Origin of the sequence: Pseudomonas aylmerensis, assembly GCF_001702265.1 — a bacterium.
GTDB classification, from domain to species: domain Bacteria; phylum Pseudomonadota; class Gammaproteobacteria; order Pseudomonadales; family Pseudomonadaceae; genus Aquipseudomonas; species Aquipseudomonas aylmerensis.
Genome location: NZ_MAUE01000045.1, coordinates 414107 through 428172, shown reverse-complemented (window position 1 = coordinate 428172; position 14066 = coordinate 414107). Strand labels below are relative to the sequence as shown.

At 59.8% G+C, this 14066-nt stretch carries 12 protein-coding genes and 1 pseudogene; 7 read left to right on the top strand and 6 right to left on the bottom strand.

What is annotated here, in order from left to right; all coding sequences use genetic code 11:
- Positions 1 to 27: 27 nt before the first annotated feature.
- The 6 genes from BBG20_RS27760 to acs form a co-directional block, all read right to left on the bottom strand.
- Positions 28 to 792 carry an ABC transporter ATP-binding protein gene (locus BBG20_RS27760; protein ID WP_010208310.1) on the bottom strand — a complete coding sequence of 255 codons (765 nt, stop codon included), beginning with the start codon at positions 790 to 792 and terminating at the stop codon, positions 28 to 30.
- A gap of 27 nt (positions 793 to 819) precedes the next feature.
- Positions 820 to 1932, bottom strand: a complete 1113-nt coding sequence (locus BBG20_RS27755) for a succinylglutamate desuccinylase/aspartoacylase family protein (RefSeq protein WP_065909205.1) — start codon at positions 1930 to 1932, stop codon at positions 820 to 822.
- Between the two features lies 1 nt (position 1933).
- Positions 1934 to 2632 carry an ABC transporter permease gene (locus tag BBG20_RS27750; protein WP_065909203.1) on the bottom strand — a complete coding sequence of 233 codons (699 nt, stop codon included), beginning with the start codon at positions 2630 to 2632 and terminating at the stop codon, positions 1934 to 1936.
- The gene (locus tag BBG20_RS27745) at positions 2629 to 3318 is read right to left on the bottom strand and encodes an ABC transporter permease (RefSeq protein ID WP_032886746.1); all 690 of its coding nucleotides are present in this window, start codon (positions 3316 to 3318) and stop codon (positions 2629 to 2631) included. The genes BBG20_RS27750 and BBG20_RS27745 overlap by 4 nt, the downstream gene beginning before the upstream one ends.
- 91 nt (positions 3319 to 3409) lie before the next feature.
- On the bottom strand, positions 3410 to 4195 hold the full coding sequence (locus BBG20_RS27740; protein WP_065909201.1) for an ABC transporter substrate-binding protein: 786 nt from the start codon (positions 4193 to 4195) through the stop codon (positions 3410 to 3412).
- A gap of 704 nt (positions 4196 to 4899) precedes the next feature.
- On the bottom strand, positions 4900 to 6855 hold the full coding sequence (gene acs / locus BBG20_RS27735) for an acetate--CoA ligase (RefSeq protein WP_065909200.1): 1956 nt from the start codon (positions 6853 to 6855) through the stop codon (positions 4900 to 4902).
- A gap of 398 nt (positions 6856 to 7253) precedes the next feature.
- On the opposite strand from acs, the gene BBG20_RS27730 reads away from it, so the two are divergent.
- The 7 genes and pseudogenes from BBG20_RS27730 to BBG20_RS27705 all read left to right on the top strand — a co-directional run bounded on the left by BBG20_RS27730 (position 7254) and on the right by BBG20_RS27705 (position 14041).
- The gene (locus BBG20_RS27730; protein ID WP_027607759.1) at positions 7254 to 7523 is read left to right on the top strand and encodes a DUF2790 domain-containing protein; all 270 of its coding nucleotides are present in this window, start codon (positions 7254 to 7256) and stop codon (positions 7521 to 7523) included.
- Between the two features lie 138 nt (positions 7524 to 7661).
- On the top strand, positions 7662 to 8525 hold the full coding sequence (locus BBG20_RS27725; RefSeq protein WP_065909199.1) for a helix-turn-helix domain-containing protein: 864 nt from the start codon (positions 7662 to 7664) through the stop codon (positions 8523 to 8525).
- A gap of 131 nt (positions 8526 to 8656) precedes the next feature.
- Entirely contained in the window at positions 8657 to 9925 is a 1269-nt protein-coding gene (locus BBG20_RS27720) for a DUF1479 domain-containing protein (RefSeq protein WP_065909195.1), read from the top strand.
- Positions 9926 to 9962: 37 nt separating this feature from the next.
- Entirely contained in the window at positions 9963 to 11246 is a 1284-nt protein-coding gene (locus BBG20_RS27715) for an ABC transporter substrate-binding protein (protein WP_065909193.1), read from the top strand.
- 591 nt (positions 11247 to 11837) lie between these two features.
- Entirely contained in the window at positions 11838 to 13088 is a 1251-nt protein-coding gene (locus tag BBG20_RS27710; protein WP_032879817.1) for a ribonucleotide-diphosphate reductase subunit beta, read from the top strand.
- Positions 13089 to 13150: 62 nt separating this feature from the next.
- Positions 13151 to 13324, top strand: a pseudogene (locus tag BBG20_RS32130) (HNH endonuclease); the annotation flags it as partial.
- 72 nt (positions 13325 to 13396) lie between these two features.
- Positions 13397 to 14041 (top strand): HAD-IB family hydrolase, encoded by a 645-nt coding sequence (locus BBG20_RS27705; protein WP_065909191.1) that lies wholly within the window; start codon positions 13397 to 13399, stop codon positions 14039 to 14041.
- The last annotated feature ends 25 nt before the right edge of the window (positions 14042 to 14066 follow it).

The following is a 14066-nucleotide window of genomic DNA, read 5'->3' as shown; positions in this document are numbered from 1 at the left end:
TAAACCGGTGCACAAAAGCAGTCTTGACTATTTCAAGCTACCGGAGAGGAACTGCTGCAACCGTTCCGATTGCGGGTTCACCAGCACTTCGCGCGGGTTGCCGCGCTCTTCGACAATGCCTTTGTGCAAGAACACCAACTGGTTCGACACTTCACGGGCAAAGCCCATTTCGTGGGTCACCACCACCATGGTGCGGCCTTCCTGGGCCAGGTCCTGCATGACCTTGAGCACTTCGCCGACCAGCTCCGGGTCCAGCGCCGAGGTCGGCTCGTCGAACAGCATCACCTCAGGCTCCATCGCCAGGGCACGGGCAATCGCCACGCGCTGCTGCTCGCCACCGGACATATGGCCGGGGAACGCATCCTTGCGATGGCCCACGCCGACCTTGGCCAGGTAGTGCTCGGCCTTTTCACGCGCTTCTTTCTTCGACACGCCCAGCACATGCACCGGCGCTTCCATCACGTTTTCAATCGCGGTCATGTGCGACCACAGGTTGAAATGCTGGAACACCATCGACAGGCGCGAGCGCATGCGCTGCAGCTGTTTAGGGTCGGCGGCCTTCATGGCGCCGTCCTTGTTGGCCACCAGTTTCAGCTCTTCGTTGTTGAGCAGAATCTTGCCGGCGTGGGGTTGCTCGAGCAGGTTGATGCAGCGCAAGAAGGTACTTTTGCCCGAACCACTGGAGCCGATGATGCTGATCACATCACCGGCCGCGGCGGCCAGGGACACACCTTTGAGCACTTCATGACTGCCATAGCGTTTATGCAGGTCTTGGACTTCAAGTTTGTACATGCGGTCGGTTCTCACAAAAACAGGTGGTCAGTCGTTGAGCAAGCGCCCGTGACGCAGCGCTTCGCGCCCCGCCACCTTGGCCAGCCAGAAACCCGCTTGGGCATAACGTAGCCGTTCAACGGCAAACAGCACCCCCGAGGTGCCCGCGCAAAGCGTGCTGACGCGGTCTTCCAGGGGGTCAATCACTTCAAAAATCGGTTCGCCCTTCTCGACCCAGTCACCGGCCTTACGCAGGTAACTGATCACCCCGGCGTGGGGCGCGAAGAGCAATTCGGTGCCTTCAAAAGGCAGGCCTTCACACGGCTCGTACTGCGGCGCCGGCCATTCGCCCTTGATCAGGCCCTGCTCGGCCAGAAACGCGAGGATGCCTTCGGCGTGGAAGATCGCCTCGTCGCGGCCGGTGTCGGCCTGGCCGCCCAGTTCCAGGGTGGTCGCCAGGCATGCCAGCGGCACCTGGGCCTCGGGGAACGCCTGGGACAAGCGCAACCATGGCAATGAACAGGCTTCATCGAACGAGCTGCCGCCGGAGTCTTCCGCCAGCAGGCCGACTTTCACATTCAAGTGCGCCGACAATGAGCGCCACTGCGGCCAGTGCTGGGGCAGCGCGTACATATGCAACGCGGCCTCGGCATCGCAATGCAGATCGAGGACGATGTCGGCAGTGCAGGCATGGCTCAGCAACAGGCGCTGCATGCCTTGCAACTGGCTGCTCGGCGCCGGCAGTGCGTTCAGCGTATCGGTCATCGCCTGGCGGATCATGCGCACGTTGGCGTGAGGGTCATCACCCAACTTGCCCTGGAGCAACTCGGCCACCGGCGCGCTCAACTCGACGAAATCGCGGTTGAAGTTCTTGCCGCTGCCGATTTCGAATCGCCCCTGGTGACTGCCTTGCAGCAGTTGGCCCAGGCCCATCGGGTTGGCCACCGGCACCAGCTCGATCACGCCATTGAGCGCGCCTTGCTGTTCCAGCTCGGTGAGACGTTTCTTCAGCTCCCAGGCGGCGCGCATGCCGGGCAATTCGTCGGCGTGCAGGCTGGCCTGGATATAGGCCTTGCGCTCGCCTTTGCCGAATCGGAACACGCTCAACTGCCGCTCGCACCCCAGGTGACCCCAGGGCAGCCGGTGATCAATACGTTCCATATCAGTGCTTCCGTGGAGCCAGGTAGCTCAGCCAGCGGCGCTCGGCCAACTTGAACAGGCGCACCAGGATGAAGGTCAGGCACAGGTAGAACGCGCCGGCGGTGATATAGGCTTCGAACGGCAGGTAGAACTGGGCGTTCACCGTGCGTGCGGCACCGGTGATGTCGATCAGGGTGACAATGGACGCCAGGCTGGTGGTCTGCAGCATCATGATCACTTCGTTGCTGTACTGCGGCAGCGCGCGGCGCAGGGCCGACGGCAGCAGGATGCGGCGATACAGCTTGTAGCGCGACATGCCCATGGCCTTGGCCGCTTCGATCTCGCCATTGGGGGTGGCCTTGAGGCTGCCGGCAATGATTTCAGCGGTGTAGGCACTGGTGTTGATCGCAAAGGCCAGGCACGCACAGAACGTGGCGCTGGACAGCAGCGGCCACAGGAAGCTCTCGCGCACCGCATCGAACTGGGCCAGGCCGTAGTAGATCAGGAACAGCTGCACCAGCATCGGCGTGCCACGGATCACGTAGGTGTAGAGCCAGGCTGCGCCATTGACGATCGGCTGCTTGGACACGCGCATCAAGCCCAGGGGCAAGGCGGCAAGCAGGCCGAAGAACAGCGAAAAGGCCAGCAGTTTCAAGGTGGTCACCAAGCCGCCGAGGTACAGCGGCATGGCATCCCAGATGACGTTGTAGTCGAAGATCATAGATCAGCCGCCCTTACGCCTACCGAGTAGCGCTTCTCAAGATAACGCAAGGCCAGCAACGAGACGCTGGTGATCACCAGGTACATCGCCGCCACTGCGAGGAAGAAGGTAAAAGGCTCGCGGGTGGCATCTGCCGCCTGCTTGGCCTTGAACATCATGTCTTGCAGGCCCACCACCGAAATCAGCGCGGTGGCCTTGGTCAGTACCAGCCAGTTGTTGGTGAACCCGGGGATCGCCAGCCGAATCATCTGCGGCACCATCACCCGGAAAAACACTTGGAAACTGCTCATGCCATACGCAAGGCCGGCCTCGGCCTGGCCCTTGGGAATGGCCATGAAGGCGCCCCGGAATGTCTCCGAGAGGTAGGCGCCAAAGATGAAACCCAGGGTGCCGATACCGGCGGCCAAGGGGTTCAAGTCGATATAGTCGTCATAGCCGAGCATCGGCGCGACGCGGTTCAGCAGGTCCTGGCCGCCGTAGAAAATCAGCAGGATCAGCACCAGGTCGGGGATCCCGCGGATCACCGTGGAGTACAAGTCACCCAGCCAGGCCAACCAGCGCACCGGCGACAGGCGTAACGCGACCCCGATCAGACCCAGAACAATGGCCAAGGCCATGGACGACAAGGCGAGCTGAAGCGTCAACCATGCGCCATCGAGGATGACGGCCCCGTAGCCTTTCAACATGATTCAGGTCCTCGAAAAGGGGGATGAAAAAATGGCGCAAACCTCAGGAATTCTGTTGCTTGCGCCATTCTGGACAGACAGCTGCGACGAGTTACTTAGGGTCAGCGCCGTAAATATCGAAGTCGAAATACTTGTCCTGGATTTTCTTGTATTCGCCGTTGGCACGGATCGCGGCAATGGCAGCGTTGATGCGGTCCAGGTTTTCCTTGTCGCCTTTACGGACGGCAATGCCGATGCCGTCGCCGAAGTATTTGGCGTCGGTGAACTGTGGGCCGACGAACGCGTAGCCTTTGCCGGCTGGAGTCTTCAGGAAACCGTCCTGCAGCAGGGTAGCGTCAGCCACGGTGCCATCGAGGCGACCGGCTTCCACGTCCAGGTAGATTTCGTTCTGCGAGCTGTAAGGCACAACCGTGGCGCCTTTAGGGGCCAGGACTTCCTTGGCGAAGCGATCGTGGATCGAACCGCGCTGCACGCCGATTTTCTTGCCTTTCAATTCATCCAGGCTGTCGCTGACCTTGGTGCCTTCCTTCATCACCAGCTGCGCTGGGCTCAGGTAGTAGCGGTTGGTGAAGTCCACGGACTTCTTGCGGTCTTCAGTGATGGACATCGACGAAAGGATCGCGTCGATCTTGCGCACTTTGAGCGCCGGGATCAGGCCATCGAACTCCTGCTCGACCCACGTGCACTTGACGTCCATCTGCTTGCACAGGGCGTTGCCGATGTCGTAGTCAAAACCGACGATGCTGCCATCGGGAGCTTTGGAGGCAAACGGAGGGTAAGCCGCTTCGATACCAATCTTCAGTGGCTTGCCTTCAGCGAAAGCCTGCATGGACAGCACGGACAGCGCCAGGGCGCCCAACAGCACGAGTTTCTTCATCTTGGGACTCCATCGGTATAGGGCAAAACAGCAGTATGAGCCATGGCCCACGATGCGACTTAAGGGAAACCGAATTGCGGTGCTGCGTCCTACGCAGGTAACGACCTGCGACGACGAGCGAGTGATCGGCATTCTAACGACAGGCCGGAAGCCGATATTTCCTCAATGCGACAACAATTTACAGAAGCACCGAGAAAGCCGTTCCAGCACATTGACAGCCTCTGAATTTTATGCAGAGACAAAAGATATTAAACCTGTTGATGCTGCAAATTGCGGGCCTATTATTCGCAAACCCTTCTAGCACGGCAAGTCTGGCGTTTAATCTTATTTCTTGGGGTGTCTAAAACGCGCTTTTTCGGGGCAATGTTGTAGCACTTTGCCTCAGGTTTGGGCGATGGGTTACACATTTAGGGCTCTCGGTAACATTCAGAAACGTCCTACGCACGAAGTCGATATTTATTGGCCTGCGCATAGATCGTTCCCACGCTCTGCGTGGGAATACACCCTGTGACGCTCTGCGTCACGCCTCAAGAGCAGACGCGGAGCGTCCAGGGCGGCATTCCCACGCGGAGCGTGGGAACGATCAGCACTCCCGGCATGAAATACATTCCAAATGTGGGAGCTGGTTTCGCCAGTAATAGCCAGTCAACAAAAAAGCCCCATCCAGCTCACGCCAAATGGGGCCCTGTCCCACCTACCCCGCCTTACGCGACGTTCATGGTCTTGTGCGTCTCGATCAAATGCGCCACCACACCCGGGTCCGCCAGGGTGGAGATATCCCCCAGCCCGTCATACTCAGCCGTGGCAATCTTGCGCAGGATACGCCGCATGATCTTGCCCGAACGCGTCTTCGGCAAGCCTGGCGCCCACTGGATCACGTCCGGCGAAGCGATCGGCCCGATCTCCTTGCGCACCCAGTTTTTCAGTTCCAGGCGCAGCGCTTCGTTCGGCTCCTCGCCGTTCTTCAGCGTCACGTAGACATAGATGCCCTGGCCCTTGATGTCATGCGGTACACCGACCACCGCCGCTTCGGCGACTTTCGGGTGGGCGACCATGGCGCTTTCAATCTCGGCGGTGCCCATGCGGTGGCCGGACACGTTCAGCACGTCGTCCACGCGACCGGTGATCCAGTAGTAGCCGTCCTCGTCACGACGCGCACCGTCACCGGTGAAGTACATGCCACGGAAGGTCTTGAAGTAGGTGTCGACGAAACGGTCATGGTCGCCGTACAGCGTGCGCGCCTGGCCCGGCCACGAATCAAGGATCACCAGGTTGCCTTCGGCAGCCCCCTCGATCAGGTTGCCGAGGTTATCCACCAGCGCCGGCACCACGCCAAAGAACGGGCGTGCCGCCGAACCCGGCTTGAGCGCATGGGCGCCCGGCAGCGGGCTCATCATGTTGCCGCCGGTTTCGGTCTGCCACCAGGTGTCGACAATCGGGCAACGCGATTGGCCGACGTTCTTGTAGTACCAATCCCAGGCTTCCGGGTTGATCGGCTCGCCCACCGAACCGAGCAGGCGCAGGCTGCTGCCATCGGCACCTTCGCAGGCGGCGGTGCCCGAGGCCATCATCGCGCGGATCGCGGTCGGTGCGGTGTAGAGGATATTGACCTTGTGCTTGTCGACGATCTTCGCCACCCGCGTGATGTCCGGGTAGTTCGGCACGCCTTCGAACAGCAAGGTGGTGGCGCCGTTAGCCAGCGGGCCATAGACGATATAGGTGTGGCCGGTGACCCAGCCGACGTCGGCGGTGCACCAGTAGATTTCACCCGGGCGGTAATCGAACACGCGCTCATGGGTCAGGGCCGCGTACAACAGGTAGCCGCCGGTGGTGTGCTGCACGCCCTTGGGCTTGCCGGTGGAACCGGAGGTGTAGAGGATAAACAGCGCCTCTTCGGCGCCCATCTCTTTTGGCGCACACACGGTGCCCGCCACTTTCATCAGGTCTTCGTACCAGATGTCGCGATGCTGGTTCCACTTGATGTTGCCATTGGTGCGCTTGCACACAATGACTTTCTGGATGCTGCTGGTTTCCGGGTTGGTCAGGGCGTCGTCGACGTTGGCCTTCAACGGAATTTTCTTACCGGCACGGATGCCTTCGTCGGCGGTGATCACTACCTTCGACTTACAGTCGATGATGCGACCGGCCAGGGCTTCCGGGGAAAAACCGCCAAACACCACCGAGTGAATCGCACCGATGCGGGTACACGCCAGCATGGCGACCACGGCTTCGGGGATCATCGGCATATAGATAGTCACCACGTCGCCGCGGTGTACGTCCTGGCCACGCAGGGCGTTGGCGAACTTGCAGACTTCTTCATGCAGCTCGCGGTAGGTGATGGTGCGGCTCTCGGCAGGGTCATCGCCCTCCCAGATGATCGCCGCCTGGTCACCGCGCTCGGCGAGGTGACGGTCCAGGCAGTTGTAGGAAACGTTCAGGGTGCCATCGGCGAACCACTTGATGTCGACATGGTGATCGTCGAACGAGGTCTGCTTCACCGTGGTGAAAGGCTTGATCCAGTCGAGGCGCTTGGCTTGCTCGCGCCAGAAGCCATCGGGGTTGACCACCGACTGCTGGTACATGGCCTTGTAGGTCGCCTCGTCGGTCAGCGTGTTGGCTGCTACTTCGGGGCGAACGGGGTACAGGGAAGCCGCACTCATCTTTCTTACCTCGGTGACATAGTTGTTGTTGTATGGCCCCTGTTGTAGCCGGGGCTGCCCCATAGAACCATTCGACGATGGTAGTAACAAGCCCCTACAAATTGCCCTGCTATCCCCGTTTGCCGCTCTGGCCCGTGGCCTGCGGGGCTTTGCAGCTGTATGAAAAAACCTTTACCACACGATTGTTACAAAAACCGCCAATAGTGTTTATCAAAAGTACGGGTATATGAATATAACGCGCAGGCCTAAAATCAACTCCGCCAACACGGCACTGTGATTAACACCGTAACAGCCCCCACGAAGGCAACGTTAATCCGAACTTCCCAACTCTTAAGTTACACACGTGGCCTCACAAGGGCCCCGTGACCCCATTCGACCTAAAGAAGGTAATTGTACAAATGAAAGCTCTCGTAGTTATGGCCCTCAGCAGCTTGTGCGCCACCGCCGCCCTGGCCGATGAGGCCCCGACCGAGCTGGCCGGCCAGAACGCCCCGATTGTCGAAGACTACACCTATAGCACCAAGCTGGATGTGGCCAAAGTATTGTCCATGAGCACAATCCCGGAAGTTTGCGAAGTTGTGCCGGTCAAGATGGAATATGAAGACTCACAAGGTCAGCGTCATATTCTTAACTACCATGTAATGGGCAATGGTTGTTCGAACGGATAACAACTTAGTTAGTGTGATCTGCGCGTGATCTTATTTGCCGCAAGAAATCGTTCTTGCGGCGAGGCCCCCTCCCCCCTCGCTTGAATCGAATGCTACGATTGTGGCGTCGCCGCCTTCCCTGTACGGCAGGATGCATTCATGCGAGCCAGTTTCGAGAAGATCCCCACCGAGGCCAATACCTCCTGGACCCTGCTGAACCGCAGGTTGCCGGAGGCGATCCCGTTTGAGTGGCATCACCATCCCGAATACGAACTGACCCTCACCCTCAATAGCCGCGGGCATCGCTATATCAGCAACGATGTGGCGCTCTACGACGACGGCGACCTGGTTCTGGTGGGTCCGAACGTGCCACACAGCTGGTCGTCCGCCGAACGCATTGACCCGACCCAACCGCACGTCGCCCTGGTCATCTGGTTTTCCGAAGCCTGGGCGGAATCGCTGGTGCGCCTGTTTCCCGAAATGGCCCCGACCCGCGCGTTGCTGGCCGCAGCCCAGCAGGCGCTGAGTTTCAGTGACAGCACCTCAAGGGTCCTGCGCCCGGTGATCGAAGCCATGGTCGAGCAGGATGCATCGCAGCGGCTGATCTCTTTGCTGACCGTGCTCAACCTGTTGTCGCGAGACGTCGCCGCGCAGCGTATTGCGGTGGAAAACGCCGCGCCTCAGGTAATCGAAGACCCGCGCATACGTCGCGTGCTGGATTATCTGCATGCCCACTACGCCCAGCCCGTGGGCATTCCGCAATTGGCGCAGATGGCATGCGTCAGCGTGTCGGCCCTCCATCGCATGTTTCGCAAACACACACGCTGCACGGCGTTGGACTACATCGTGCGCCTGCGCATCGGACATGCCTGTGCACTGCTGATGCAGGGCAACCTGGCGGTCAGTGCCATCGCCGAGCAGGTCGGCTATGTCTCCCAGGCGTTGTTCAATCGCCAGTTCAAAGCGCTAAAAGGCCTCACGCCTTCGCAATTTCGCGCGCAGCACGGGCATCACTTCCAGTAACCAAGCCGATTCTTCCATTCTCGATGCAACAAACGCCACAATCGTACTGCTCAACGCGTCTAACCGGACTGCTGCCCAGGCAGTCCCGGTGATTCCATACCTGTATGCATAACAACAATACAGGTCACCCCATGAGTAATTATCACGCCTTCGAAAGTCCCGAGTTGCCGGACGACTACCGGCGCAACATCGTCAACATGAAGAAAACCCTGCGCGCGCAGATCGGCGATGTGAACGCTTTGTTTGCCGAGGTCAGCGCGTTCATTGCCGATGAAATCGCCTCGATCAAAGCCCAGCAGGCGCTGAGCGGTTCGGCTTGGCCGGAACTGGATTTCGACACGATCGCCAACGGCCAGGTGACGGACGCGCAACGCGCCCTGATCAAGCGCAGGGGCTGCCTGGTGATCCGCAATCACTTCGCGCGTGAGCAAGTGCTGGGGTGGGACAAGAGCCTGCTGGACTACCTCGACAACAACCATTTCGACACGGTATATCGCGGCCCGGCTGACACCTTTTTCGGCAACCTCGACGCCTCCCGCCCGGAGATATTTCCGATCTACTGGTCAGACGCCCAGATGCAAGTGCGTCAGCACCCGCGCATGGGCGCTGCGCAATCCTTCCTCAACCGGTTGTGGACCACCCATTCCCAAGGCCAGCAATGGTTCGATCCGGACATCAACGCGCTGTACCCGGACCGCGTCCGCCGGCGCCCACCGGGCACCACATCCAAAGGCCTTGGCCCGCATACCGACTCCGGGGCGCTGGAACGCTGGCTGCATCCGGCCTACCTGAAGGTCTTCGACAAGATCTACCGCAATGACTTCCAGGCGTACGACCCATGGGATGCCGCGCATCGCACCGAGGTCGACGAATATGCCTACAAGGACACGGTGAAATGCTCGGCCTTCCGCACCTTCCAGGGCTGGACGGCACTGTGCGATATGCGTGCCGACCAGGGTGTGCTGCATACGCTGCCGATCCCCAAGGCCATGGCTTATATGCTGCTGCGCCCGCTGCTGGACGACGTGCCCGAGGATGAATTGTGCGGCGTGGCGCCCGGCAAAGTGCTGCCCATCTCAGAGAAATGGCATCCGTTGCTGGTACAGGGCATGACACCCATTCCGGACGTGCACGCCGGCGATTCGGTGTGGTGGCACTGCGACGTAATCCACAGCGTCGCCCCGGTGGAAAACCAGCAGGGCTGGGGCAATGTGATGTACGTCCCCGCCGCGCCCATGTGTCCGAAAAATCTGCGTTACGCCAAGGACGTGTTCAGGGCATTCGAGCAAGGTGTCTCGCCGGACGACTTCCCCCGGGAAGACTACGAGCAACAGTGGCAAGACCGCTTCACCCCTCGACAACTCAACAGCCTGGGCCGCAAAGGCCTGGGATTGGAATAAACACCGCTGTCCATAACAACAAAAAAAGGTATCCCCTATGAACCTCGTCAATCGCCTTGCCCTTGCAGTCTCTTTCGCCAGCCTCTGTACGCTCACCGCCCAGGCGGCTGAGAGTAAAGGCAGTGTCGAAGTCGTCCACTACTGGACGTCGGGCGGCGAAGCCAAATCAGCCGACGTGCTCAAGCAACTGATCGAAAAAGACGGCTTCACCTGGCAAAACAGCGCCGTCGCCGGTGGCGGTGGCGCGGCGGCCATGACCGTGCTCAAGACTCGCGCAGTGTCCGGCAACCCACCCTCCGCCGCGCAAATCAAAGGGCCGGACATCCAGGAATGGGGCAAGCTGGGCCTGCTGACCAGCATCGACAACGTCGCCCAGGCCAACCACTGGGACACCCTGCTGCCGCCGAGCATTGCCGAGCTGATGAAATTCGACGGCCACTACGTTGCCGTGCCGCTGAATATCCACCGCATCAACTGGCTCTGGACCAACCCCGACGTGCTGCGCAAAGCCGGGGTCGCCCATGCCCCGACCACTCTGGAAGAACTCTACGCCGCCGGCGACAAGCTCAAGGCCGCCGGTTTTATCGCGATCGCCCACGGCGGCCAGCCATGGCAGGACACCACCGTATTCGAAGGCCTGGTACTGAGCATCCTCGGCGCCGATGGCTTCAAAAAGGCCTTTATCGACAACGACGAAGCCACCTTCACCGGTCCGAAAATGACCGAAGTGTTCGTCGCCCTGCGCAAACTGAAGACCTACATGGACCCCAACGGCGCCGGCCAGGACTGGAACATGGAAACCGCCAAGGTCATCAACGGCCAGGCTGGCATGCAACTCATGGGCGACTGGGCCAAGAGCGAATGGAGCGCCGTCGGCAAAAAGGCCGGCGTCGACTATGAATGCGCGCCCTTCCCCGGCACTCAAGGCATCTATAGCTACACCATCGACTCACTGGCGATGTTCAAGCTGTCGAGCAAAAACGACACGCCCGGTAACAACGCCGCCCGCGACGACCTGGCCAAGATCGCCCTGGAGCCGCAATTCCAAACGGTGTTCAACCAGAACAAAGGCTCGATCCCGGTCATCAAGGGCCTCGACATGAGCCCATTCGACAGCTGCGCCCAAGCTTCCGCCAAGGATTTCGCCGAGGCGGAAAAGGCCGGCACGCTGGCGCCGAGCATGGCGTTCAACATGTCAACGTCCCAAGCCGTGCAGGGCGCGGTGTTTGATGTGGTGAGCAACTTCATGAGCAATAAAGATGCGGACCCGGCCAAGGCGGGTAAGCAGATGTTTGCCAGCATTAAAGCGGCGGCCCAGTAATCCGCGATCTAAACAACCGTCAAGGCCGCCACACTCCCCCGTGGCGAGCGGGCTTGCCCCGCGTCGGGCAGCGAAGCGGCCCCAAAATCAGGCGCTGAGTTCTCTCAGGAAAACCTCAGCGCCTTGNATCTAAACAACCGTCAAGCCCGCTCGCCACAACAGCCGCATACAAGCCACAAGGCGATTTCCCGACGATTGGACACCACCACTCGCCGCTAAAAAAATCCTCAAGCAGCAAACCCTTACAAACCAACACTCTGGCCGTAACCCCACGCATTTTGGCCGACCGCTGAGGCCATCCGCCGCAACACAAAGCCGAATTTTTCCCTATAATGCGCGGGTAAATCGGGCCTGCAATATCCCTTTACACCGGGATGAAGAGCCAGACCTTGAGCCTGCGCTGGAGCATGTACCTGTCGCTCCGCCCCTCAAGCCTCACGCAGAGCACCCGTTAGCCTATTCCGTTTAATGCGTGCGCTAGCTGCAACAAACGATTCCTTAAGATCCACCGCGGCCTCAGGGCCGTGTGAACACCCAACCATCCGGTTTCACACGGGCCCCTTTGCGCCCTCACGCAGGAGACGACACGTCATGCTGAGCTGGGACGAATTCGACAAAGAAGAAGAAGGCGAAGTAGCCGCTAAAGGCGCCAACGCCGGCCACGCCACCGAAGCCAACATGGACCGCCTCGATGGCGCAGGCGCCGCTGCCGCCATCGAAGCGCGCGCCGTCACCGCCAGTGACTCCGCCGCCATCGTGCGCGCCAAGGCCGCCCTCGACAAACTCGACGTCGCCGAAGGCCTCGCCGAGCTGGAAGGCTCCGCCGCCCGCGTCGCCGTTGACGAAAAGCGCATGATCAACTGCCGCGCCGACCTCAACCAACTCGTGCCCTTCAAGTACGACTGGGCCTGGCAGAAGTACCTCGACGGCTGCGCCAACCACTGGATGCCGCAAGAGGTCAACATGACCGCCGACATCGCGCTGTGGAAAAACCCTGAAGGCCTGACCGACGACGAACGTCGCATCGTCATGCGCAACCTCGGCTTCTTCTCCACCGCCGACTCGCTGGTTGCCAACAACCTGGTGCTGGCCGTGTACCGTCTGATCACCAACCCGGAGTGCCGCCAGTACATCCTGCGCCAGGCCTTCGAAGAAGCGATCCACACCCACGCCTACCAGTACTGCATCGAATCGCTGGCCATGGATGAGGGCGAGATCTTCAACATGTACCACGAGATTCCATCGGTCGCCAAAAAGGCCGCCTGGGGCCTGAAGTACACCCGCTCGATCTCCGATCCGAAATTCGAAACCGGCACCGTCGAGACTGATAAAGAATTGCTGCGCAACCTGGTCGCCTACTACTGCGTCCTGGAAGGCATCTTCTTCTACTGCGGCTTCACCCAAATCCTGTCGATGGGCCGCCGCAACAAAATGACCGGCGTCGCCGAGCAGTTCCAGTACATCCTGCGCGACGAGTCGATGCACCTGAACTTCGGTATCGACGTGATCAACCAGATCAAAATCGAAAACCCACACTTGTGGGATGCCGAGATGAAAGAAGAAGCGACCCAGATGATCCTGCAGGGGACTCAGCTGGAAATCGAATACGCGCGTGACACCATGCCGCGCGGCGTGTTGGGCATGAACGCGGCGATGATGGAGGACTACCTCAAGTTCATCGCCAACCGTCGCCTGTCGCAGATTGGCTTGAAGGAAGAGTATCCAGGCACGACCAACCCGTTCCCGTGGATGAGCGAGATCATGGACTTGAAGAAAGAGAAGAACTTCTTTGAGACCCGTGTGATTGAGTATCAAACTGGTGGTGCGTTGAGCTGGGATTGATTCCTTAGCCAAGCAACCCCATGAAGCCCTGACATGTTCAGGGCTTTTTTATGCCCAGTGAATTGCTACTTCTTGAAGCACATCAGGCCGGCCACCTCGCCCAGAAGGGTTCGGATCGCATCACCAATGCTGTAGCCTTGTGCCCCAATTGCCATCAGCGTTGTCACCGGTCGAGTGATCGGAACGCTTTCACTGCAGCGCTTTACAGCAAAGTTGGAAGATTGGCACGGGAGTAAACTCCTGCTGTCACACCTGATGCACACTCAAAAAACACTAGATAGGACCGAGGCCAACCCGTGAACCCAGACATGCTCGAAGCCGGCCCTGTGGATGCCAAAGTACTTTCCGTCTTTGACTTCGACGGCACCCTGACCCATCACGACAGTTTTGTGCCGTTCCTCAAGTTTGCCTTTGGCCCTGGCGAGTTCTATGGCCGGATGGTCAAGCTGGCGGTGCCTGGGCTGCGTTTTTTGCTGCGGCTGATCAGCCGGGATGAGTTGAAAGCGCAGTTGATTCGCACCTTTATGACCGGGGTCGAGAAGTCGTGGGTGCAGCAGAAGGCCGAGGAGTATTGCCAGCGCAATTGGGCGCGGTTGATGCGCCCGGCGGGCGTGCTGTCAGTGGAGCAGGAGTTGGGCTCGGGGGCGGTGGTGACGCTGTGTTCGGCGTCGCCGGCGTTGGTGTTGCAGCCGTTTGCTGATCGGCTCGGGATCAAATTGATTGGGACTGAGCTTGAAGTGGTGGATGGGGTGTTGACCGGCAAGCTCACCGGGAATAACTGCCGCTGTGAGAATAAGGTGCTGCGCCTTGAAGCGGTGTATGGGGACCTGGGGGAGTATCGGCTGCGGGCCTGGGGCGATACGCGCGGGGATCGGGAGTTGCTGGCGGCGGCGCAGGATGCGCATTTTCGGCATTTTCATTCGAAGAAGAAGCAGGGCAAGTTGCAGCGGTGATGCGGGTGGGTGGGGTCGGCGGGTG